The 24141-nt window shown below is 63.0% G+C and carries 19 protein-coding genes; 15 read left to right on the top strand and 4 right to left on the bottom strand.

What is annotated here, in order from left to right:
• Positions 1-4 precede the first annotated feature (4 nt).
• Entirely contained in the window at positions 5-1420 is a 1416-nt protein-coding gene (locus AWB79_RS21225) for an FAD-binding oxidoreductase (RefSeq protein WP_061169405.1), read from the bottom strand.
• Between the two features lie 311 nt (positions 1421-1731).
• On the opposite strand from AWB79_RS21225, the gene AWB79_RS21220 reads away from it, so the two are divergent.
• Positions 1732-2310, top strand: coding sequence for a dihydrofolate reductase family protein (locus AWB79_RS21220; protein ID WP_061169404.1), 579 nt, complete (start codon positions 1732-1734; stop codon positions 2308-2310).
• 65 nt (positions 2311-2375) lie between these two features.
• Here AWB79_RS21220 and AWB79_RS21215 read toward each other — a convergent pair whose 3' ends face one another.
• Positions 2376-2594 carry a hypervirulence associated TUDOR domain-containing protein gene (locus AWB79_RS21215; RefSeq protein WP_061169403.1) on the bottom strand — a complete coding sequence of 73 codons (219 nt, stop codon included), beginning with the start codon at positions 2592-2594 and terminating at the stop codon, positions 2376-2378.
• A gap of 202 nt (positions 2595-2796) precedes the next feature.
• Here AWB79_RS21215 and AWB79_RS21210 point away from each other — a divergent pair, with 202 nt between their 5' ends.
• The 5 genes from AWB79_RS21210 to AWB79_RS21190 all read left to right on the top strand — a co-directional run bounded on the left by AWB79_RS21210 (position 2797) and on the right by AWB79_RS21190 (position 8740).
• Positions 2797-4194 (top strand): MFS transporter, encoded by a 1398-nt coding sequence (locus AWB79_RS21210; protein WP_082862410.1) that lies wholly within the window; start codon positions 2797-2799, stop codon positions 4192-4194.
• A gap of 67 nt (positions 4195-4261) precedes the next feature.
• Positions 4262-5245 carry a LysR family transcriptional regulator gene (locus AWB79_RS21205; protein WP_061169402.1) on the top strand — a complete coding sequence of 328 codons (984 nt, stop codon included), beginning with the start codon at positions 4262-4264 and terminating at the stop codon, positions 5243-5245.
• Positions 5238-6650: an aspartate ammonia-lyase gene (locus AWB79_RS21200; protein ID WP_061169401.1), complete on the top strand. Its 1413-nt coding sequence runs from the start codon at positions 5238-5240 to the stop codon at positions 6648-6650. The genes AWB79_RS21205 and AWB79_RS21200 overlap by 8 nt, the downstream gene beginning before the upstream one ends.
• Before the next feature lie 7 nt (positions 6651-6657).
• The gene (locus AWB79_RS21195; RefSeq protein ID WP_157695816.1) at positions 6658-7185 is read left to right on the top strand and encodes a prolyl-tRNA synthetase associated domain-containing protein; all 528 of its coding nucleotides are present in this window, start codon (positions 6658-6660) and stop codon (positions 7183-7185) included.
• Positions 7186-7354: 169 nt separating this feature from the next.
• Entirely contained in the window at positions 7355-8740 is a 1386-nt protein-coding gene (locus AWB79_RS21190) for a GntP family permease (protein ID WP_061169399.1), read from the top strand.
• A gap of 15 nt (positions 8741-8755) precedes the next feature.
• Here the strand turns inward: AWB79_RS21190 and AWB79_RS21185 are convergent, their stop codons facing one another.
• A complete protein-coding gene (locus tag AWB79_RS21185) occupies positions 8756-10399 on the bottom strand; it encodes an Nramp family divalent metal transporter (protein ID WP_061169398.1) in 1644 nt (547 codons plus the stop codon).
• A 460-nt stretch (positions 10400-10859) separates the two neighbouring features.
• Positions 10860-12251, bottom strand: coding sequence for a DUF2252 domain-containing protein (locus tag AWB79_RS21180; protein ID WP_082862408.1), 1392 nt, complete (start codon positions 12249-12251; stop codon positions 10860-10862).
• A 381-nt stretch (positions 12252-12632) separates the two neighbouring features.
• Here AWB79_RS21180 and oxlT point away from each other — a divergent pair, with 381 nt between their 5' ends.
• The 9 genes from oxlT to AWB79_RS21135 all read left to right on the top strand — a co-directional run bounded on the left by oxlT (position 12633) and on the right by AWB79_RS21135 (position 24016).
• A complete protein-coding gene (gene oxlT / locus AWB79_RS21175) occupies positions 12633-13985 on the top strand; it encodes an oxalate/formate MFS antiporter (protein ID WP_061169396.1) in 1353 nt (450 codons plus the stop codon).
• A 291-nt stretch (positions 13986-14276) separates the two neighbouring features.
• The gene (oxc, locus tag AWB79_RS21170; protein WP_061169395.1) at positions 14277-16019 is read left to right on the top strand and encodes an oxalyl-CoA decarboxylase; all 1743 of its coding nucleotides are present in this window, start codon (positions 14277-14279) and stop codon (positions 16017-16019) included.
• Positions 16020-16046: 27 nt separating this feature from the next.
• On the top strand, positions 16047-17300 hold the full coding sequence (gene frc, locus AWB79_RS21165; RefSeq protein WP_061169394.1) for a formyl-CoA transferase: 1254 nt from the start codon (positions 16047-16049) through the stop codon (positions 17298-17300).
• A 181-nt stretch (positions 17301-17481) separates the two neighbouring features.
• Positions 17482-17913: a PAS domain-containing protein gene (locus AWB79_RS21160; RefSeq protein WP_061169393.1), complete on the top strand. Its 432-nt coding sequence runs from the start codon at positions 17482-17484 to the stop codon at positions 17911-17913.
• 278 nt (positions 17914-18191) lie between these two features.
• Positions 18192-19001, top strand: a complete 810-nt coding sequence (locus tag AWB79_RS21155) for a fumarylacetoacetate hydrolase family protein (protein ID WP_061169392.1) — start codon at positions 18192-18194, stop codon at positions 18999-19001.
• A gap of 67 nt (positions 19002-19068) precedes the next feature.
• The gene (locus AWB79_RS21150) at positions 19069-20625 is read left to right on the top strand and encodes a Re/Si-specific NAD(P)(+) transhydrogenase subunit alpha (protein ID WP_061169391.1); all 1557 of its coding nucleotides are present in this window, start codon (positions 19069-19071) and stop codon (positions 20623-20625) included.
• A gap of 10 nt (positions 20626-20635) precedes the next feature.
• Positions 20636-22033 (top strand): NAD(P)(+) transhydrogenase (Re/Si-specific) subunit beta, encoded by a 1398-nt coding sequence (locus AWB79_RS21145; protein ID WP_061169390.1) that lies wholly within the window; start codon positions 20636-20638, stop codon positions 22031-22033.
• A gap of 78 nt (positions 22034-22111) precedes the next feature.
• A complete protein-coding gene (locus AWB79_RS21140) occupies positions 22112-23131 on the top strand; it encodes a 2-dehydropantoate 2-reductase (RefSeq protein ID WP_061169389.1) in 1020 nt (339 codons plus the stop codon).
• A 213-nt stretch (positions 23132-23344) separates the two neighbouring features.
• Positions 23345-24016, top strand: a complete 672-nt coding sequence (locus AWB79_RS21135; protein ID WP_332459671.1) for a hypothetical protein — start codon at positions 23345-23347, stop codon at positions 24014-24016.
• Positions 24017-24141: the final 125 nt, after the last annotated feature.

The following is a 24141-nucleotide window of genomic DNA, read 5'->3' as shown; positions in this document are numbered from 1 at the left end:
TCGCTCAAAGGACCTTGCCCGGATTCAGGATCCGCTGTGGGTCGAGCGCCGCCTTGAGCAGGCGCATCAGGGCAATTTCAGCGTCGCTGCGTGTGCATGCGAGATACGCCCGTTTCAGCACGCCAATCCCGTGCTCCGCCGAGATCGAACCGTCCATTTCCTGAACGACCTCATAGACGGTGCGGTCGAGCTCGTCCGCGAGCGCATCGTCGAGTTCGGCGAGCGACACGCCGATATGCACGTTGCCGTCGCCGATATGGCCGAAGAAAACGCACACGATGTCCGGCCAGCGCGCGCGCAGCGCCGCCTCGCAACGTTCTGCGAACGCGCCGAGCTCGCCGGTCGGCAGGCTCACGTCGAAGTTCACCAGATGCGGCAACTCATCGATCGCGAGGCCTTCGCGCAGCGTCCACATGTCGCGGGCCTGCCGCTCCGACGTCGCGAGCGCGGCATCGTCGATCAGCCCGGCTTCGAGGCAGTCGGCGAGACACGCTTCGAGCGTCTGCGCCGCATCGCCACCCGGCGTGCTGGTCGCGAACTCGATCAGCACCGCGAATCCGTCCTCGCCCGCGAATGGCGCCACGACGCCGGGCGTGTGCGTGCTGACGTATTGATAGAACGACGGCCACATCGCCTCGAAGCTGACGACATCCGTCACCGCGCGCATCCGGTCCCACAGACGCAGCACCGCATCGTAGCCGGCGACGCGGCACATCGCGGTCGCGGGTGCGCCGAGCTTCGGGCGAAGCCGCAGCACCGCGCGCGTGATGATCCCGAGCGTGCCCTCGCTGCCGATGAAGAGCTGCTTGAGGTCATAGCCCGCGTTGTTCTTCAGCATGCGGTTCATCGAAGACAGGACCGTGCCGTCCGCAAGCACCGCTTCGAGGCCGAGCACCTGCTCGCGCATCACCCCGTAACGGATGGCGCGCGTGCCGCCCGCGTTCGTCGCGATCGTTCCGCCGATCTGGCACGAGCCGCGCGCGCCGAGATCCACGCCGAACGTGAAGCCGGCCGCGGCCGCTGCATCCTGAACGGCTTGCAGCGGTGTACCGGCGCGCACGGTGATGGTCGCAGCCGCAGCATCGACCGACTCGATGCCCGCGAACCGTTCCATCGACAACACGATTTCGCCGCCGAGCGCGACCCCGCCGCGCGCGAGCCCGGTCAGTCCGCCCTGAGGCACGACCGGCTGCCGAAGCCGCGCGCACAACGCGAGCGTGCGTGATACGTCGCCGACGCTGCGCGGCCTCACCAGCGCGAGCGGACGCCGGCCGGGAGCCTCGTTGTACGCGCTGAAGTAACGCGGATCGATATCGGCCGACGTCGTGACGAGTTCCGCCCCGAGTTCCGCGAGAAGCGCGGACTCGATTGCAAGCGGGTCCTGTTCGCCGCTCGCGGCGGTGGAATCGTGAGTCTGCATCAGTTCACCGGATAGAGATGTTGACGGCCCGCGAATGCTTCTGTCGGAATGCTCGACGCGCACGCGCGAATCGGTAACCGGCAATATATTCAGAGTGCGGAGACGCGGACAATCGAAAATATTTCATGAAAGTCATGAGTTGATTGCATGGCTGCGGGCCCGCGGCGTCTGCCACGCTTCAACGCATCGGCATCGCATGCATAATGCGCGAAACCTCTTGTACGAAGATGTGAATGTAGATGCGACCGATGCCGCAGCGACTCTTCACCTGCTAGCCTGGTTGCTTCACACGAAACATTCGGGAGACGCGCATGAGAAAGCTCAGGATCATGGAGCACATATCGCTGGACGGTGTGATCCAGGCCTCCGGCGAAGACGATTTCCCCCACGCCGACTGGACCGCACCCTATCGCACTTCGGCTGGCCGGGATGCGCTCTTCGCCGAGCATGGCGGGCGCTTCGATCTGCTGCTGGGCCGCCGCACCTACGATATGTGGTCGGCCTTCTGGCCGAAAGCGCCGGGCAGTCCGATGGCGGATGGCCTGAATGCGGCCACTAAATATGTCGCGACGCATCGTCCGGAAAGTCTTGAATGGGGGCCGTTCGAGTGGGTTGGGCCCGACGCTTTCGAGGGCATTCGCCGCATCAAGTCGCAGCCGGGCCCCGACGTGATTGTGTGGGGCAGTTCCACGCTGACCTCGACGCTGCTCGAACAGGGGCTGGCGGATGCAGTCCTGCTGGTCGTCTATCCGGTCCTGTTGGGCGCGGGCAAGCGCTTCTTCGCCGAGGGAACCCGGCCGTGCTCCTTCGAACTCGTCAGCACCCGGGCAACGCCGTCCGGCGTCAACCTCTGCGCGTACAAGGTCGCCGGACGATTGAAGACCGGATAATCGGGCGCGCCGCCTGAACTGTCGCCAGCCCGGTCACATATGCGACGCGCGGCAAGCCGCGCGGATCAGTGCTTGTGCACCTTCTCCAGACCGTCGGCGCGATGCACCGCGTGCTGGCCGCTCTTCTCGGTTTCGACTTCGTAACGCGGGTCTTCCTTCGATGCGGCGACCATTTCGCCGTCCAGCTCCGTGTCCCTGATGATCCTGCGGACGACCGTGCCGGTCGTCATCCCCTGCGGAGTGTTCCACGTGACGCGATCGCCTGTCTTGAGTCGATGAGACATGATTGTGCGCTCCGTTGGTTGAAACCCAAGCATCGCCGCATGCTTCGTTCCTGAAGCGGGAAGGCCAATTTCACGCCGTCTGGAAAGCAGTATTAGAGTTAGTGATACTGTCAAGCCAGCTGCTGTTTTTCTGAAGTCACCGCTCTACACTGGTTTTCAAGGCGCATCGACATGAGCGCCGTACCAGAGACAGGAGACGGACGTGAGCAAACAGGTATTACTCGAAGACTTGCCTCTTCGCCCATTTCATGTGGGCGTTGCGTTCAGCGGCACCGGCGGTCAGTTCAGCGATGGCTTCGTGCTCGGCATCATCGGCATTGCGGTGAGCATGGCGGCCGGGCCGCTGCATCTCGATGCGCTGTGGATGGGACTGCTCGGCGCGGCATCGCTCGCAGGACTCTTCTTCGGCAGCATGCTGGCGGGTCCGATCGCGGACAAGTACGGCCGCCGGACGATTTTCGCGTGGGACATGCTGCTCTTCGCGCTCGTCTCGGCCGCGCAGTATTTCGTGACCTCGCCCGCGCAATTGCTGGTTTTGCGTCTCGCGCTGGGGCTGATTCTGGGTGCCGACTACGTCGTGAGCAAGTCTCTCGTGACCGAATACTCGCCGCGCCGTTACCGTGGCCGTCTGCTGAGCGTGCTGGCGGCGGCGTGGGCGGCGGGCTATGTCGGTGCGTACCTCGCGGGCTTCGCCATGCGCGATATCGGACCCGATGCATGGCGAATCATGCTGGCGGCGAGCGGCGTTCCCGCGCTGCTGATTCTTCCGTTCCGCCTGATCGTGCCCGAGTCGCCGATGTGGCTCATGAAGCGCGGGCGCGGCGAGGAAGCGCTTGCCATCGTGCGTCGCAAATTCGGCTCCGAGGTCACGCTCGCGACAACGGCCGCAGCGCCGCAGCAACGCGAAGGCGCATGGTCGCAGTTGTTTTCGCCGCGCTGGCGCAAGAACACGCTGGTTGGCTGCGTGTTCTATACCTGTCAGGTCATTCCTTACTTCGCGCTGGGCACCTTCGCACCCAAGGTTCTCGAGGCGCTGCACGTGAAGGACAAGTTCGTCGGCGGGCTCGTCTACAACGTCCTGCTTCTCGCGGGCGCCGTGATCGGCCTGCTGCTGATCGACCGCATTTCCCGCCGCACCTTCCTGCTCGGAACGTTTTATCTGGCGGCGCTCGGGCTCGCCGTGCTGACGTACGCGAGCTTCGGCCCCATCGGTACGATGCTCTTCTTCGGCATCTTCGCGTGCATTCTCTCGGCGGCCGCGAACCTCGAATTCGTCTATCCACCCGAGCTTTTCCCGACGCATCTGCGCGCCTCGGGCGTGGGCCTCGCGGTTGCTTCCAGCCGCTTCGGTTCGGCGATCAGCACGTTCCTGCTGCCGATCGCCGTCCAGCAGGTGGGCATTCACGCGGCGTTGGGCGTGTGCGTCGCGGTGCTGCTCTTCGGCGGCGTCTTCTGTCACTTCATGGCGCCCGAGACCGGCAGCGAGAGTCTGTCCGACTTGAAGTCGGGCGACGTCGCCGGCAACGCACTGGAGGCTGCCGGACATCACGACGCCACGTTCGCGATCTCCGCATCGTCGGGCCGAAAGACGCGCCTCTGATGTCCTTGCGTCATGACGGCAGGCGGATGCCTGAACCAGAATGCTGACGTTCACTCGAGGACACGCCATGCCGTCGAACAAACCCATCGATATGCACGCCGTGCAGGTCTTCGTCGCCGTCGCGGAGGAGGGCAGCATGTCCGCCGCGGCGACGCGGATGGGCATATCGCAGTCGGGCGTATCGCAGATCATCCGGCAACTGGAAGAAGAACTGGGCGTCGTGCTGGTGAACCGGGCGACGCGGCCGATGGCGCTGACTCCGTTCGGCATCGCGCTGAGAAACCGCGGCGCGGTGCTGAGCGAGGAAATCGCCAATCTCAAGGCGCAGGTCGTCGAAGCGGGACGTGGCATCAAGCCCGACTTGCGCATCGGACTGGTCGATTCGTTCGCGTCCACGTGCGGCTCGGTCTTCACGAAGAAGCTGCTCGGCAAGGTGTCGCAGTTGTCGATTCGCACGGGCCTGAGCCCGCAACAGGGCGAAGCGCTTCTGCGCCGCGACCTCGATCTGATCGTCACGAGCGACCCGCTGATCGATGCCAACGACGTCGTGCGTTACCGGCTGTTTTCCGAACGCTACTTCGTGATAACGCCGAAGGGCCTCGGAATTTCAGTGAAGACCATCGACGACATGCGCGCGCTGATCAACAGCATGCCGATCGTGAGGTTCAACCGGACGTCGCAAGTGGGCATGCAGATCGAGCGATACCTTCGGCGCGTCGAGATTCGCGCACCGGCGCGGCTCGAACTGGACAACGCCGATGCTTTGACATCGATGGTGGCGGAAGGCATCGGCTGGGCGATTACCTCGCCGATGTGCTTGCTTCAGGGCGTCACGCATGCGGGCAACGTCGCCGCGCATGTGGTCGAGAAGCTGGGACTGGAGCGCTCGTTGTACCTCGTGGCGCGCCGGGACGAATACAACGCTTTCTTCGATGACGCGTGCGATACGGCGCGCGAAGTCATCGAGACATCTTTCCTGCCGAGGCTGGCCGCGCTTGGCGGGGACATTGAAAAACTCATTACCGTTGGCGGAAGGAATCTCCATGAATAAGACTGCTCAGAGCGAAGCTCGCATCGAACGTGACTATGTCGGCGAAGTCGCCATTCCCGGTGACAGGCTGTACGGCGTGAACACGGTTCGCGGGGTCGAGAATCTCACGGTGTCGCCGTTGAACATCGCCTATTATTCCGCGTTTCGCGACGCTTTCGCGCAGGTCAAATGGGCGGCGGCGCTGGCCAATCGCGACAACGAGGTTATCAACGGCGAGCAGTGCGAGGCGATCGTCGCGGCATGCAGGGAAGTGATCGAAGGGAAGTTCGATGCCTCGCTCGTGGTCGATCTGATGGAAGGCTCGGGCGGCACGTCGACCAACATGAACTTCAACGAGGTCATCGCGAATCGTGCGCAGCAAATCCTGGGGCACGCCGCCGGCAACTACGAGGTCGTTCATCCGAACGACCATGTCAACCGCTCGCAATCGACCAACGATGCCTATCCTGCCGCATTGAAGATCGCCACGTACGCGATGCTCGGCTCGCTCATCGAGGAGGTCACGAAACTCGCGAGCCTTTTCGACGGCAAAGCCATCGAGTTCGCCGATGTCCTGCATCTCGGCCGCACCTGTCTGCAGGATGCGCAGCCGATGCGTCTCGGCCAGCTCTTCGGCGGCTACGCATCCCTGACGGCGCGCCTGGCGGAAGAGCTGGCCGCGGTGCGCGGCAAGCTTCGCACGCTGCCGCTCGGCGGCACGGCGATCGGCACGGGCTTCGGCGCGCCGGCGGGGTATCGCGCGGCGGTGTACGCGCATCTGCGCAGCGTCACGGGCGTCGAATATCAGGCGCCGGCCAATCCGTTCGACGCGATGCAGAACATGGATGTGTTCTCGCGCGTCTCGGCCGAACTGCGCACGTGCGCGGTGTCGCTGGCGAAGATCGCGTCCGATCTGACCGTGCTGTCGTCGGGTCCGGTTGGAGGACTCGGGGAGTTGAAGCTGCCGGAAGCGCAGGCGGGTTCGTCCATCATGCCGGGCAAGGTGAATCCGGTCCTGCCGATGGCGATGATCCAGCTGAGCTTCGCGGTCGTCGGCAACGATGTAGCGGTCGCGCAGGCGGTTCAGTACGGCGAACTGGAGATCAACCACTTCGAGCCGGTCGTGGCTTCCCGCGTGTTCGACAGCATCGCCTTGCTCACCAACGGGATTGCGCGTTTCGGCGAGAAGTGCGTGAAGGGAATCGAGGCCGATGTCGCGCGCAATGAGGCGCACCTGCTGGAATCGATGGCGGTCGCAACCGCGCTCGTGCCGAAGATCGGCTATGCGCGCGTGAGCAAGCTCGCGCGGCAATCCGTGAGCGAAGGCCGTTCTCTGGTGAAGATTCTGGACGAGTCCGGCCTGCTGTCTCAGGATGAGACGATCGACGCCATTCGCCGCGCGTCATATCCGGTCTTCGATGCCTGATCTTTCGATGCAAACGAACACGAACGACACCATGCAGGGAAAAGACGACGTTCTCAAGCTGCTCGAAGAGATGGGCATTCCGTTCTCGTGCGAGGAACACGACCCGGTGCTCAACATGTCCGAGTCCGGCACGTTGACGCTGTCGCTGGCGGGCGTGCGCTGCAAGAATCTGCTCCTGCAGGACAAGAAGAACCAATACTTCCTCGTCGTGACGACGGCCACGAAGCCGCTCGATCTTGCCGCGCTCGCTTCGGCACTCGGCAGCAAACGGTTGTCGTTCGCGTCCGCGGACACGCTCTTCGAGCTGCTGGGCATCCGGACGGGTTCTCTGAGCCCGCTGGCGCTCATCAATGACCCGGCGGGACGCGTGCGACTGGTCATCGATGTCGAGCTGAACGGCGAGACGAGCTTTCTGTTTCATCCGCTCGAGAACCATGCGAGCGTATCGCTCTCGCGAAGCGGGCTCGACACGTTTCTGCGCCATATCGAGCATCCGGCGGATTGGCTGTCCGTCTGCGCGCGGCAAGATACGTGAGCATTCGATCATTGGGGTCGGCCCGGAACGGACCCTCCCTCAAATGAAATTCATTCACGCCGCGTGAGACCGGGAGCACGTCAGTGCCGGCGTCGATTGCTCCACACCAACCCAGCCCGATGCAATAAACTTCGACTCTTTTACAAATGCCGAGACCCAAGAGTCGTTCATGACCCCACTCGATATACAACTGTTGCTCACCGCTCTGATCAGCGTGCTGGTGCTGGTCGCGCTCATCGTGTCGCGCATCAAGATGCATCCGCTTCTTGCCTTGCTCGTGGTTTCCATCGGCGTGGGCTTCGCAACCGGCATGGAGCCGGAAAGCATCGTCAAGCACCTGATCAACGGCGCGGGCAAGACACTGGGTGCGGTGGGGATAGTGATCGCACTGGGCGCCATGCTGGGCAAGATTCTTGCCGATGCCGGCATCACGGAGCAAATCGCCGAAGCGATTCTGAAGCGCGCCTCGGACAGGATGATCCCGTGGGCCATGACGCTGGTCGCATTCATCGTGGGCATCCCCATGTTTTTCGAAGTGGGTCTGGTGGTCATGCTGCCCCTGATATTCAGCGTGGCGCGCAAGCTCGAAAGCCACGCTCGTTTCAAAGGCTCGGCTTATGTGTACGTCGGCGTTCCCGTGATCTCGGCTCTCGCCGCCATGCATGGCATGGTCCCGCCCCATCCTGGTCCGCTGACCGCCATCGCCACGCTTAAAACCTCGGTGGGCCCCACCATGCTGTATGGCTTTCTCGCCGCCGTACCTGCCATGATTCTGGGCGGCCCGCTCTATGGCGCCTTCATTGCACCGCGCATGAGCACCACGCCCGATCAGGCTCTGCTGGATCAGTTCACCGTCGCGGAGAAGGCCGACAGTGGTTCCCGGCCCGGCGTCGGGCTCGGCGTGCTGGCAGCCTTGCTGCCCGCCATCCTGATGCTGGTTCACGCCGTATGCGAAATGGTGTTGCCGAAGAAGAGTGCGGCGATGCATGTGGCGAGCTTCCTGGGGAATCCCTTGATCGCCATGCTGCTCGGCGTGCTGTTCGCCGCCGTGGCGCTGGTCATCGCGCGCGGAGGCGATGCGGAAAAACTGCGCGAAGCGCTGGGCAAGAGTCTCAAGCCCATTGCCTCCATCATCATGATCATCGCGGGGGGCGGGGCCTTCCAGCAAATGCTGACCGATGCGAAGGTGGGCGACGCCATCGTGCATCTGACGCAGCAGATTGCCTTTCCCCCTCTGATTCTGGGCTGGCTGATCGCCATGCTGCTCTCCGTGTCCACCGGCTCCGCTACCGTGGGCATCGTGGGCGCGGCTGGCTTGCTCGCACCGTTGGCCGGCGCCGATCCCAGCCTGAACCTGCCTTTGCTGGCCTTGTCCATTGGCTGCGGCTCGCTGTTCTTCAACTATGCGAATCACGCTGGCTTCTGGATGGTCAAGGAGTCCTTCGGCATGACCATGGGTGAGGCAACCAAGACCATCTCGGTGGTTCAATCCATCGTCGCCGTGGTGGGCTTGATCATGGTGCTGATCTTCAACGCGGCCATTGCCGTTCACTGACTCGCAATTCGTGCGCTACTTGAACACGGTCATCTGCAGCACCTTGAAGATCACGAGACCGACCGCGATCACCAGATAGCCGCGCAGCACGCCCATCCAGACCCGCGTCGCGAGGGTCATGTGCTGCGGCGCGAGCGTGTCGAGCGCCGGCATGCGCCATGTGTCGCGCTGCGTGCGGTCGATGAGCGCCTGCGTCGCCGGGCGGGCGCGGCGCGACAGCATCGCGCCCGCGAACCCGACGACGGCAAGCACAGTGCCGCCGGCGAGCACGCCGATCATCGTCTCGCCGCTGATATCCGGATACATCACGGATGCGGTCAGGATGATCGACAGCATCACGAGCACCCATATCACCGCGCCGGTGAACAGGTTCAGCTTCTTCGAATTGACCCACGGACCGAGCACGGCGCGGTCGTTGCACAGCAGGAGCAGGAACACGGTTGCGCTCGGCAGCAGCACGCCCGCTAGCGTCTGCACCGCTTCCGTCAGCAGGCCGAGCGGGCTGCCCGGGATCAGCACGATGGCCGCCGCGAGCGCGACGATCCCGAAGTACACGAGATAGAAGCCCTTCGCGTCCGTCACGCCGCGATGCAGCGAATGGCGAATCTTGAACACGTCGCCGATCGCGTACGCGGTCGAAAGCGACACGGCCGCCGCCCCGATGATGCTCGCGTCGAGCAGGGCGACCGCGAACAGCGTGGCTCCTGTGCGGCCCGCGTATTTTTCGAGGCCGGCGATCACGCCGCCCGCGTCGGTGAAATTGCCGAACTCCGGACGGCCCGAGAACAGCGCCGCGGTGAAGCTCATCATCGCGACCGCGCCGATCAGCACGAACACGATGCCGATCCACAGATCCGCTTTCTCGTACTTCATGAAGCGCGGCGTGATGCGCTTGTCGATCACATAGCTCTGCTGGAAGAAGAGTTGCCACGGCGCGACCGTCGTGCCCACGATGCCGATCACGAGCAGCATCACATCCGAGAGCTTCGCGTGCGCGGGCCAGTTCGGCACGAAGAAATCGCGCGTCATCTGCGAGACCGGCGGATGGATCGTGACGAGCACCGGCACGAGCACCAGGCTCAGCACGCACAGCACCACCGCGAAGCGCTCGAAGCGCCTGAAGTCGCCGGTGCTGACCGCGGCCATCGTCAGCGCGGCGGCGATGCAGACGCCCGCGACCTTGGGCATGCCGAAGAAGTCCAGCACGAACGTGATCCCGATGAACTCGGTGACGATGGTCAGCGCGTTGAGCAGGAAGAGATCGATGACGCTGAACGCGCCCCAGAACCTGCCGAAGCGCTCGAAGATCAGCCGCGCGTGGCCGACGCCGGTCACAGCGCCGAGACGCAGCACCATCTCCTGATTGACGTAGAGCACGGGCACGAGCAGCAGCATGGTCCAGAGCAGCGTGGTCCCGTAATTCTGGCCTGCCTGCGTGTAGGTGCCGAACGCGCCCGCGTCGTTGTCTCCGACCATCACGATGAGGCCGGGCCCGAGTATCGCCAGCAGCGTGCGCAAACGCGCCCACCAGGTGCCGCGCGGCGCGGTGTCGTGATGCGCGATCGAGCCGAACGCGCCGCGAATGTCGCCGATGTGCGCCTCGTCGAGTACGGCGGCGCGCGGCGCGCCGGGCGGCGAAACGTTGGTTGGCGTGGACATGATGCACCCCGTGGCAGGTAATGTTTATGTGACGTGGCGGCCGTCCGGCGCGGGACCGCGTGCGCACGCCATGCGAAAGATGCGAAAGGCGTGCGCAAACGCGGCCGCGTGCCGGGCGGCGGTGAAACCGGACGGCGCGAGCGCAACGGCATCGCGCGGTTCGGCGCTAATCGGGGTGCACGGGTGAGTTACGGCGAAGTACTACGGCGCGCACCGCTTGCCTGGATGACAAACGGCGGCGTTAATGAGGCGCGGACGTGAGTCGCTCAGGCGGAAAACGGATTCGAAGGTCGACTACTGCAAGCGTCCAAGGCATTCGCCCCATTCGTGAAGATTCTGAATTTTATGAACCTCTCTGAATCGGCGTCAAGCTTTGAATCACGGTTGTATGGAAATAGCTTCGGTGCGCGCGCCGCTGAAATCTTTGCCCCCCAAACGACGCGCCCGAACCTTTCGATGCTCACTCGCGCGTCGCCTGGATTCGCCCCGCCTTGACGGCCGACTTGAGCGCGGACCAGTCCGCCTCGTTCTGCTCCGCATAAGCCAAAGCGAAGCGTTCGATGGCCGCATCGAAGGCCCTCGCCTTGCCGACGTATCCGGCGATCAGCGCGGGATCGCCGGCTTTGGCCATCGACTGCGCCAGCGCGCTGCCGCAGGAGACCGCGTATTCGGCCAGGTCTTCGACGTCGAACGTGGTGAAGTCGAACGCGCCTTTCATGTCGCGCAACTGCCTCACATAGAAGTCGTTGCCCGTGTGATGCATCTTGGACCAGCCCAGGAAGATGTCGCTGGCCGATTGCAGCATCCGCTGGCCCGTCACCACGCGCTGGCCATGATTCGGGAAGCGGCTCGCGGGAAGATACCCTTCCAGCACTGAAGCGCGCGCCTCCTTGAGTTGCAGGAAGAGCGGGCATTCTCCGTCGGCCATGAAGAGCGCTTCGTAACAGCGCGTTCCCACCGAGCCGATCCCGACGACGCGAATCGCGACATCGACCAGTTCGTAACGGTCGAACAGCGCGCGCCTTTCATCGGAGAGCGTAAGCCGGTAGTCGGCGAAGAAGCGGCGGATCATGTCGTCGTACTGCTTGTGTTCGCGCTTGTTCGAGAGCGGGATGTGATACACGAGCGGCGGCAGCTCCCTGATGCGCAGCCTGCCGTTGACGAGTTCGGTCGAGTGGCTCATCACCGAGCGCGAGGACTGCAAGCGCGCCTTGTCGATAACCGCGAGCTCCTTGCTTCGTTCCTCGGCCGAATCGGCAATGGCGAGCAAGGTCGTCGACTTGAGCTGGTAGTACCAGACGTCGAGCGTATCCATTTTGCTGAATGCGGCGATCCGCTCGCGGAAGGTCTCGCACAGACGCCGGACAATGCGGCGCTGGTCGGCCGTTGCGAAGCCGCGTTCGCGTGCGGCGATCACGAACGAAGCAGCGAGCCTGCGCACGTCCCAGTCGAACGGGCCGGGCAGCGTCTCGTCGAAGTCGTTCGGTCCGAAAAGAATCCGCCGCTCCGGACTCGCGAACAGGCCGAAGTTCGCCAGATGCGCGTCGCCGCCGAGCTGCACCACGATATCGGTGCGCGGCAAGCGCGACAGGTCGAAGGCCATCAAGGGCGCGGCGCCCCGATAGAACGCGAAAGGGTTCGCCAGCATGCGCCCGTAGCGGATGGGAATCAGCTCGGGGACGCGGCCCACGTTGGATGCCTCGAGCAGCGCGAGCGGATCGCGCTTGCCGATCTTGCACTCGGCAAGCGTCGCTCGCGGCGCCTGTTCGCGCGCCGCGCGGCCGAGCGCGACCCGCGACGCAAGCGTGCCGCGACCCGAAAACAGGTTGGATGGGTCTGGTTGTGTGTCCATGTTTCCGGTCGATGTCTCTCTCGTTGAAAGCGGTTTCGAATCGATCGAAGAGTGTGTCGGAAGACTAGCGCTCGAGACTGATGACAGCCTTAAGCCATCGGATGGACGACCCGTCCGCGCTTCGATCCATTCATTATCATGAATCTATATCGTAACTTTTTATAACTTTCTCTTATCGTTTTTCTGCCGCACGATGGTCGCGTGTTTTCCGGCTGGTCGTAAGGCTCGGGCGAAACCGCTGCCCCGTCGAATCGCCACCCGCGCGCGCACGCCGCGGGGACCGGGCATGTCCCCTGAGTGACCCGCCATCGATGCACCGCATCGGCTTTTTGAAGTACACCAGGCGCCAAACGAGCGCAATGACACATAACGGAGACAGACATGGCAAGCGCAGATACGGCAGTGGCCGGGCAGTCGCACGGAGGTCGTCATAACAGGTGGGTGCAGTTGGTGATCGGCATCGTCTGCATGGGGCTGGTCGCCAACTTCCAGTACGCATGGACGCTGTTCGTCATGCCGATGGACGCGAAACACCATTGGGGGCAAGCGGCGATTCAGCTCGCGTTCACGATTTTCATCGTGACAGAAACGTGGCTCGTTCCGGTCGAAGGCTGGCTAGTCGACAAATTCGGACCGCGCCCGGTCGTGATGGGCGGCGCGATTTGCGCGGCGATCGGCTGGATCATCAACGCGCACGCCACCACGCTCGTGCATCTGTACGCCGCCGCCGTGATCGCCGGGATCGGCGCGGGTTGCGTGTACGGCACGTGCGTCGGCACGGCGCTCAAATGGTTCCCGGACAAGCGCGGTCTCGCAGCCGGTCTGACGGCGGCGGGCTTCGGCGCCGGCGCGGCGGTGACCGTGATCCCGATCTCCAACATGATCCAGAGCTCGGGCTACGAGCATGCGTTCATGTTCTTCGGCATCTTCCAGGGCGTGTGCATCTTCCTGCTGGCGCTCTTGCTCGTGCGTCCGAATCCGCCGAAGGGCATCGTCGCGGCCAAGCGCATCGTGGCGACGAAAATCGACTACACGACCGCGCAGATGGTGCGGGCGCCCGTCTTCTGGGTGCTGTATCTGATGTTCGTAGCGGTCGCGGCGGGCGGCGTGATCGCCACCGCGCAGTTCGGGCCGATCGCGAAGGAATACGGCTTCGCCAGCATGCCGGTGAGTCTCTTCGGCGCGACCTTGCCGCTGCTCGCGATGACACTGTCCATCGACAACCTGTGCAACGGCTTTACGCGACCGCTGTGCGGCTTCGTCTCGGACAAGATCGGCCGCGAGAACACCATGTTCATCATCTTCCTGGGCGAAGGCGTCGCGCTGCTCGGGTTGATGCAATTCGGGCAGAGTCCTTATATGTTCATGCTGTTCGCGGCGCTGACCTTCCTGTGCTGGGGCGAGATTTTTTCGATCTTCCCGGCGACCTGCGCGGACACCTTCGGCAGCAAATACGCCGCCGCCAACGCGGGCACGCTATACACGGCCAAGGGAACAGCCTCCATGCTGGTGCCGCTCGCCTCGGTGCTGGCGTCGTTCGGCTCATGGAACACGGTGTTCATCGCGACCGCGATTACATCGATAGCGGCGGGCGTGTGCGCCAAGTTCGTACTCGCGCCAATGCGTCGACGCTGGATAGAGAACACGATCACGCAGACTTCGCCGCAGACGTCCATCGACCTGTCCTTTCCGGCTGACTGGACGGATGCGCCAAGCAAGTCGTCGGCTCGCTGAAGACGTCCGACAGCACGATTCCGTTTAAGAAATGCGAAGGCCGCGTGACTGATGTCCGCGGCCTTTGTCGCGTTTGGCGAGCGCCCGGCTTGCATCGCATTCGATGCCCCGCGCGATCGTCTACAGGCGCAAGGCTTCGTTGTTTCCATTCAGCCGATGTCGCCGCACAAAGCTCTGGCGACGCGCCAGATCGCGCCGCCTCCTTGTTTCTACCTATAAAATAGGTTTTGACAAATACGGTATCTGGTATCTAGTATATCACCAACACAAACGGCCCTCTGGGGGAGACAAATGGCAGACGTACTCGAGGTAGGAACACAGGAAGTCGCTGAAGTGAAGGCGCCGCAAATGACCGACGGTTTCCACCTCGTCATCGATGCGCTGAAGCTGAACGACATTGACACGATCTTCGGTCTTGTCGGAATTCCTATCACCGACCTGGCGCGACTCGCGCAGGCGGAAGGCATGCGCTTCATCGGTTTTCGCCATGAGCAGCATGCGGGCAATGCCGCCGCGATCGCCGGCTACATGACGCAGAAGCCGGGCATTTGCCTGACGGTGTCGGCGCCCGGCTTTTTGAACGGCCTGACCGCGCTTGCCAACGCGACCACGAATTGCTTCCCGATGATCCTCATCAGCGGCTCGAGCGAGCGCGAGATCGTCGATCTGCAGCAGGGCGACTACGAAGAGATGGACCAGCTGAACGCGGCGAAGCCTTATGCAAAGGCTGCCTACCGCGTGCTGCATGCGGAGGACATCGGCATCGGCATCGCGCGTGCGATCCGTGCAGCCGTGTCGGGCCGTCCGGGCGGCGTGTATCTCGATCTGCCCGCCAAGCTGCTGTCGCAGACGATGGACGCGCTCAAGGGCCAGCAATCGCTCATCAAGGTCATCGATGCCGCGCCGCGTCAGTTGCCCTCGCCGGACTCGGTGCAGCGCGCCCTCGACGTGATCAAGAAAGCGAAGCGTCCGCTGATCCTGCTGGGCAAGGGCGCGGCTTACGCGCAGGCGGACGCGCAGATTCGCGAGCTGGTCGAGAAGAGCGGCATTCCGTATCTGCCGATGTCGATGGCGAAGGGCCTGCTGCCCGACACGCATGCGCAATCGGCTTCGGCGGCGCGTTCGTTCGTGCTGCAGGAAGCGGATTGCGTGGTGCTGATCGGCGCGCGTCTGAACTGGCTGCTGGCGCACGGCAAGGGCAAGACCTGGGGCGCGGCGCCCAAGCAGTTCGTGCAGATCGACATCTCGCCGACGGAAATCGACAGCAACGTCGCGATCGCCGCACCGGTGATCGGCGACATCGGCTCGTGTGTGTCGGCGCTCGTCGCGGGCATCGGTGCGGGCTTCCCGAAGCCGTCCGTCGAATGGACGGGCGCGATCAACGAGCGCAAGAACAAGAACCTCGAAAAGATGGCGGCGACGCTCGCGAAGAATCCGTCGCCGATGAATTTCCACAGCGCGCTGCGCGCCATCCGCGACGTGCTGAAGACGCGCCCGGACATCAACGTCGTCAATGAAGGCGCGAACACGCTCGACTATGCGCGCAGCATCATCGACATGTATGAGCCGCGCAAGCGTTTCGATTCGGGCACGTGGGGAATCATGGGCATCGGCATGGGCTTCTCGATCGGCGCGGCGGTGACGAGCGGCAAGCAGGTCGTCGCGATCGAGGGCGACAGCGCTTTCGGCTTCAGCGGCATGGAACTCGAAACCATCTGCCGATACGACTTGCCGGTCTGCACGATCGTGTTCAACAACAACGGCGTGTATCGCGGCACCGATGTGAATCCGACCGGCGGCAAGGACGTCGCGCCGACCGTGTTCGTGAAGAACGCGCGCTACGACAAGATGATCGAGGCGTTCGGCGGCATCGGCTTCCATGCGACCACGCCGGAAGAGCTCACGCATGCACTGGAAGAAGCGATCAAGTCGGGCAAGCCGACGCTGATCAACGCAGTGATCGACGAAACGGCCGGCACGGAGAGCGGTCGCCTGACGAATCTGAACCCGCAAACCGCGGCATCGAAAAAGTAACCAAGACGAGCCACCCAGGAGAATCCCTTGAGCAACAAACCACTCGAAGGCATCAAGATCATTGACTTCACGCACGTGCAGGCCGGTCCCGCATGCACCCAGATGCTGGCATGGTTCGGCGCGGACGTGATCAAGGTGGAACGTCCCGGATCGGGCGACGTCACGCGTAACCAGTTGCGCGACATTCCGGACGCAGATGCCCTGTATTTCACGATGCTCAACAGCAACAAGCGCTCGTTGACGCTCGACACGAAAAAGGCCGAAGGCAAGGAAGTGTTGACCAAGCTCATCAAGGAATCGGATGTGCTGGTCGAGAACTTTGGACCGGGCGCGCTGGACCGGATGGGCTTTTCCTGGGAGAACATCAAGGCGCTGAACCCGAAGATGATCGTGGCGTCCGTCAAGGGCTTCAGCGACGGCCATCACTACGATGACCTGAAAGTCTACGAGAACGTCGCACAATGCGCGGGTGGCGCGGCATCGACGACGGGCTTCTGGGATGGTCCGCCGACCATCAGCGCGGCGGCGCTCGGCGACAGCAACACCGGCATGCATCTCGCGATCGGCATTCTGACGGCGATCATCGGCCGTCAGCAAACGGGCAAGGGGCAGAAGGTCGCCGTTTCGATGCAGGACAGCGTGCTCAATCTGTGCCGCGTGAAGCTGCGCGATCAGCAACGTCTGGATCGCGTGGGCTATCTGGAGGAATATCCGCAGTATCCTCACGGCACGTTCAGCGACGTCGTGCCGCGTGGCGGCAATGCGGGCGGCGGCGGCCAGCCGGGCTGGGTGCTCAAGTGCAAGGGCTGGGAAACCGATCCGAACGCCTACATCTACTTCACGATTCAGGGTCACGCGTGGGCGCCGATCTGCCGTGCCATCGGCAAGGAACAATGGATCGACGACCCGGACTACAACACGGCCGAAGCACGTCAGCCGCACATCTTCGATATCTTCGGCAAGATCGAAGCATGGCTCGCCGACAAGACCAAGTACGAAGCAGTCGATATCCTGCGCAAGTTCGATATTCCCTGCGCGCCGGTGCTGACCATGAAGGAACTCGCGAACGACGAATCGTTGCGCAAGAGCGGTTCCATCGTCGAAGTGGATCACAAGGTGCGCGGCAAGTACCTCACGGTCGGCAGCCCGATCAAGTTCTCGGACCTGAAGCCGGAAATCAAGAGCTCGCCGCTGCTTGGCGAGCACACGGCGGAAGTGCTGGCCGAGCTGGGCTATAGCAAGGAGCAGGTCGCGCAGATGCAGGAAACGGGCGCTGTCTGACGTGGTTGCGTAGTTTTGTAGTTGCGTAGTTTTGTAGTTTTGTAGTTTTGTAGTTTTGCAGTCTTGCAGTCTTGCAGTCTTGCAGTCAAAGGAGCGCGCTGCCTTCGGGCAGCGCCCCTTATAAGAAACAGATCGATCGAGGTGTAAGCTTCGATTCATACCCCACGATCCGGAATACTTTATGACCCACACAATCGACTACGAACAGCTCGTCAATGCGATTGGCGACGCCGTGATCATTTCGGATGCGAGCGGAGCGATCACGCTATGGAATCCCGCGGCGGAGCGCATGTTCGGCTTTACCCAGAGCGAGGCAATGGGTCAGTCGCTCGATCTGATCATTCCGGAACGCCTGCGCGGCCGTCATTGGGACGGCTATCACAAGACCATGGCGACCGGCGAGACGCGTTATGGACACGATCTGCTCAAGGTCCCGGCCGTCGATAAGGCCGGTCGATCGATGTCGATTGCGTTCACTGTCGCGCTGCTGCAATCGCCGCAAGGCGAAGTGACGGGCATCGTCGCGATCATCCGCGATGAGACGGCGCGCTTTCAGGAAGACCGTGCGCTGCGCAAGCGCATTGCCGAGCTGGAGGCGAACGCCAACGCGTGAGCATGCATCGCTTCACAGAATTAAAAGCAATCAGGAGATAACAGCTCGCGTCCGCGCACCAAAAGATGCGCACGGACGGAGCTGAGTAAAGAAGCGGCCACTCATCCCGCCGGCCGCTTCACTCGATGCCCGCATTCGCGGCTGACCGACCAGGAACTGACCAACTATTCGTACCACGCGACAGCTTCGGGCTGACGCGAGGCGCAGGCGGCTGCGTGCGTGCGGACGAGATCCACGCATCAGCGCGAACGGTTTTGCGACATCGGGAAAACTTCATTATGAGCTTGTGGATCCGCTATACGCACACGACGGCCAAGGGTAACGGCCGCACTGGTTTTGGCTTGCTCGAGGGCGCACGCGTGGTCGAATACGACGGCGACATGTTCGCCTCGCCGCGTGAGACAGGGCGAACCTTCGACATCGCAGAGGTACAGCTCACGAGTCCGTGTGTGCCGAGCCGGATCGTCGCGTTATGGAACAACTTTCATGCGCTCTCCGCGAAGCTCGGCAAGGCGTTGCCCACACATCCGCTGTTTCTGATCAAGCCCTCGACGTCTCTCGCGGGACCGGGCGACACGATCCGGCGCCCCGTGGCATACGGCGGCAAGATCGTCTATGAAGGCGAACTCGGCATCGTGATCGGAAAGCGATGCAGCAACGTGAGCGTCGAGGAAGCCGCCGATTACATATTCGGCTATACGTGCGTGAACGACGTCACGGCCGCCGATCTGCTGTTCGAAGACGCGAACTTCGCGCAATGGTGTCGCGCGAAAGGCTACGACACGTTCGGTTGCATCGGTCCGGCGATCGCAACCGGGTTCGACTGGAAAGCCGCCCATGTCGTAACGACACTCGACGGGGTCGAACGGCAGAACTATCCGCTCGCCGACATGGCGTTTTCGCCGCTGGAACAGGTGAGCCGCATTTCCCGCGACATGACCTTGCTGCCAGGCGACGTGATCGCATGCGGCACTTCGCTGGGCGTGGGTTCGATGCGCGACGGCGCGACGGTCGAGGTTTCGATCGAAGGCATCGGCAGACTGACGAACCGCGTGTCCGAAGTACTCGCGACGGCCGAAGCACGATAAGCGCATTCGAGCGCATTCGAGGCGCATGCCGCTCAAAAAATTCAAAACGTCGATTGGGAAATTAGTCATGCCAATGATGATTGCAGTGCCACGGGAGCGCTATCCCGGGGAACGTCGCGTCGCGTTGACGCCGGAAGTAGTCGGACATCTGCTGAAGCTCGGCTTCGAGGTCACCGTCGAAACCGGCGCGGGCGAGCTCGCCGCATTCGCTGACGAGGCCTATCGCGCCGCGGGCGCGCATATCGCACCGGACACGGCGTCGCTTTATTCGGACGCGGACATCGTCGTCAAGGTGCGCGCGCCTTCCATCGCGCCGGTGGGCGATGAAGTCGAGTGGCTGCGCGAAGGAACGACGCTGATCAGCTTCGTCTGGCCGGCGCAGAACGCCGCGCTGTTGACGCGCCTCGCCGCACGCAATGTCACGGTGCTCGCGATGGACTGCGTGCCGCGCATCTCGCGCGCGCAAAAGCTCGATGCATTGAGCTCGATGGCCAATATGGCGGGCTATCGCGCGATCATCGAAGCCGCGCACCAGTTCGGCCGTGGCTTCATGGGACAGATCACGGCGGCGGGCAAGATCGCCCCGGCAAAAGTGATGGTGATCGGCGCCGGCGTCGCGGGACTGGCGGCGATCGGCGCGGCGCGCAGCATGGGCGCGATTGTGCGTGCTTTCGATACGCGGCCCGAGGTGCGGCAGCAGGTCGAGAGCATGGGCGCGGAGTTCCTCGATCTCGACTATGCGGAGGACGGCAGCGGCAGCGGTGGCTACGCGAAAGAGATGAGCCCGGAATTCATCGCCGCGGAAATGGCGCTGTTCGCCGCGCAGGCGAAGGAGGTCGACATCATCGTGACGACCGCGCTGATCCCGGGCAAGCCCGCACCGAAACTCATCACCGCCGACATGGTGCGCAGCATGCGCCACGGCAGCGTGATCGTCGACATGGCGGCGGAGCAGGGCGGCAACTGCGAACTGACACGGCCGGGTGAAGCGGCGTCCGTGGAGGGCGTGACGATCGTCGGCTATACGGATCTTCCATCGCGCATGGCGACGCAATCGAGCCAGTTGTACGGCACGAATCTGCGCCATCTGCTGACCGAGCTGACGCCGCAGAAGAACGGCGAGATCGTGGTCAACACCGACGACGAGGTGATCGGCGGAGTGACGGTGGTTCTGCGCGGCGAGGTGAAGTGGCCAATGCCCAGGAAGCCCCAGCCCGCGGTTGCGCCGCCCGCCGCCAAGCCTGCCACGGAGCTTCACGTGAGCGTCGAACAGAAGCGGCGCGCAGGATGGATCGGCGTCGCCGGACTCGTCATCGCGGCCGTATTGCTCGCGGCGCTGGGCGCCGTTGCGCCGCCCGCATTCGTCGCGCACTTCACCGTGTTCGTGCTCGCGGTCTTCGTCGGCTTCCAGGTCGTGTGGAACGTGACGCCCGCCTTGCACACGCCGCTGATGAGCGTGACCAATGCGGTCAGCGGAATCATCGTGACGGGCGCGCTGTTGCAGGTCGGCACCCCGGATACCCTGATCGCGATTCTCGCCGGCCTGGCGATACTCATCGCGACGATCAATATCGCCGGTGGCTTTCTCGTCACTCAACGCATGTTGAACATGTTCCAGCGCTAAGGAGATCGACATGCAAAACGGAATCGGAAGCATCGCCTATCTGGCGGCGAGCGTGCTGTTCATCCTGAGCCTGCGCGGGCTCAGTCATCCATCGACGGCCCGACGCGGCAACCTCTACGGCGTCGCCGGCATGGCCATTGCAATCGTCACGACCCTATGGCTCAAAGGCGGGGCTGCGTTGCCGGTCGTCGCCGTGCTGATGGTGATCGGCATAGCGGGCGGCGCGCTGCTGGCGCGACGCGTCGAGATGACGCAAATGCCGCAGCTCGTCGCGGCCCTGCACAGTTTCGTGGGTCTGGCGGCGGTGCTGGTCGCCATTGCGAGCTACCTGTCGCCGGCGTCAGCAGCGGCGTCCGGCGGCGCGGCGCAAGCGGTCCACGACGGCGAGATTTACCTCGGCGTGTTCATCGGCGCGGTCACGTTCACCGGATCGATCGCCGCGTTCCTGAAGTTGCAGGGCATCGTCGGAGGCAAGCCATTGCTGCTGCCGATGCGGCACACGCTGAATCTCGTCGGCGTGTTCGCGTGCCTTGCGCTCGGCTACGTGTTCCTCACTGCGCCCGACGCTGAAGTCGGCATCAGCTCGCTGCTGACGATGACCGCCATCGCCGCGCTGCTCGGCGTGCATCTGGTGATGGCGATCGGCGGCGCGGACATGCCGGTGGTCGTCTCGATGCTCAACAGCTACTCGGGCTGGGCCGCAGCGGCGACGGGCTTCATGCTCAGCAACGATCTGCTGATCGTGACCGGCGCGCTGGTCGGGTCCAGCGGCGCGATTCTGAGCTACATCATGTGCCGCGCGATGAACCGCAAGTTCCTCTCGGTGATTCTCGGAGGGTTCGGCACGGCGACGTCGACCGCAGCGACTGCGATCGAAGGTGAAATCGCGCCGGTGACGGTCGATGAAGTCGGCTCGCTGCTGCGCGATGCGTCGGAAGTCGTCATCGTGCCGGGCTACGGCATGGCCGTCGCGCAGGCTCAGGCGACGATCAGCGAGATCACGAAGAAGCTGCGCAACCAGGGCGTGAACGTGCGCTTCGGCATTCATCCGGTGGCGGGCCGCTTGCCGGGGCACATGAATGTGCTGCTTGCTGAGGCAAAGGTGCCCTATGACATCGTGCTCGAAATGGACGAGATCAACGAAGACTTTTCCAACACGGACGTCGTGCTCGTGATCGGCGCGAACGACATTGTGAATCCGGGCGCACTCGAGGACCCGGGCAGTCCGATCGCCGGCATGCCCGTGCTCGAAGTGTGGAAGGCGCGCACCGTGGTCGTGTCCAAACGAAGCATGGCCGCGGGTTATGCCGGTGTCGACAACCCGCTTTTCTATAAAGAAAACACGCGGATGCTGTTCGGCGATGCGAAGGGCAGCGTCGATGCGCTGCTCAATCATCTGGGTGCCTGAGACTTGCGCCCCCGATGGCTGAAACGAAAGGGTGTTTCAGCCATCGGCATTCATGACACGTGAGACAGGGAGTGACAGATGAAGATCTGTGTCTATGGCGCCGGTGCGATCGGCGCATATCTTGGCGCGCAACTGGCGTCGGCTGGCGCCGACGTGAGCTTCGTCGCGCGTGGTCCCCACCTCGCCGCGATGCGGGAGAACGGAGTACGGCTGCAAATCGATGGCGGGGAGCGCGTCGTCAAGGTTCGATGCGCATCGGACCCGCGAGAACTGGGCGAACAGGATTACGTCATCGTCGCGTTGAAGGCGCATTCGGTGCCGGGCGTCGTCGGTCAGATACAAACCTTGCTGGGTCCCGACACGGCCATCGTGACGGCGGTCAACGGGATTCCCTATTGGTACTTCCACAAGCACGGAGGAGCGCTGGAAGGATCGACGCTCGAAAGCGTCGATCCCGGAGGAACGCAATGGAACGCGCTCGGGCCGGAGCGTGCGATCGGTTGCGTGGTGTACCCGGCGGCGGAGGTGGTGGCGCCGGGCGTGATCCGTCACGTCTATGGAAAGAAATTCCCTATCGGCGAACCCAATGGGGAGCGCAGTGACCGCGTCCAGAAGTTGCATGAAATCATGAGCGCAGCGGATCTGGATGCACCTGTCCGCGACAAGATCCGCGATGAAATCTGGCTCAAGCTATGGGGGAATCTCTGCTTCAATCCCATCAGCGCACTGACTCACGCGACGCTCGATGTCATCACGAGTAACCCCGCCACGCGGGCCGTGTCCAAGGCCATGATGCTGGAGGCGAAAGCGATTGCCGATCGCTTTGGCGTGCATTTTCGTGTCGATGTCGAAAGGCGTATCGATGGCGCGGGCGCCGTCGGCGCGCATAAGACGTCGATGCTCCAGGATCTCGAAGCAAACCGTCCGATGGAGATCGATCCGCTCCTCACCGTCGTTCAGGAAATGGGGCGTCTCGTCGGGCAGGCGACACCGACAATCGATACGGTGCTGGCACTCATCAAGCTGCGCGGACAGGTTGCGGAGCATTCGGCCCGGCCAGCCGCAAGTTCGACGCCTATAGTCGAAACGGCCTCGTAGCGCAGGATTGATCGAGGGCGCCGATGACGGTTTCACAACGAAAGAGTCGGCCCCTTCCCGCGTCGCGTAGTTGCGAAGTTCCTCGCAAAGCTATCTGTTTTGTTTATCGGTAATTCTGGTTCGGTATGACTTTCGGCGCGCCTTCGAGTGCTGCCCGAAGACGCTCGACGTCCCTCCAGCGAAGACTGACCGGCGCAGCCGCAACGGCGCGCAATGCTCACAAGGATTCGCCATTCAGGATTCCATCTGGTTAACCCTTTCTTCATCGATGCGGGCGCGCTGTCTATCTTCGCGACCATTGAAACTCGATTCGATGAAGGAGAGGACATGGGAACCAAAGCCGGAGTGGCAGGAAGTGGACGCAGCGAGAACCCGGTCTCGTTGGCCGATGCAGGATCGCGATTGCAGATGGTGCTTCGCGCCGGTGCTGCCGGCGGACTGGCGGGCGCGATCATCATCTGGATTTATGAGGCGCTCGTCTGGGTCGGCGCGCAGCACCTGATGCCTCTTGCCGGAATTCCACGCAACGCTACGGGCCTGGTCTTCGGCAAGGCGTTCCAGGAGTCGATTGGAATCTGGGCATACGTCGTCGGAACGGGCATTCACTTCGTCTTCGCGATCGGCTGGGGTGTGCTGTTCGCGTTGATCTGGCCGTACTTTCGCCGACGCGGATTCGAGGCTACGCTCGTGGCCTTGTTCTATGCGATATTCGCGTGGATAGCCATGCACGTCGCGATTGCGATTGCCTCCGACAACCACCCGAATTATCTGGACCCCGCAGTGATCATCGGCGGATTCATGTCGCATTTTTGCTTCACGATTCCTCTTGCACTGATCGTGAAGAAAATGCTTGCTCCTGGCGACAGCGCTAATCTGAAACGATAGCCACGGCGCAGCGGCATTCGCTCGTCATTTTGCCGTGTCTATCCGACGCATCCGCGACAGGCTGATGACGACGGGCGCCGCGCCCTCCGTGGCGGGAACCGCGCCGCCGCACAGGCTGGTGTTTG

This window comes from Caballeronia hypogeia (assembly GCF_001544875.2).
Classification (GTDB): Bacteria; Pseudomonadota; Gammaproteobacteria; order Burkholderiales; family Burkholderiaceae; genus Caballeronia; species Caballeronia hypogeia.
This window is presented reverse-complemented; position numbering and strand designations above follow the sequence as displayed.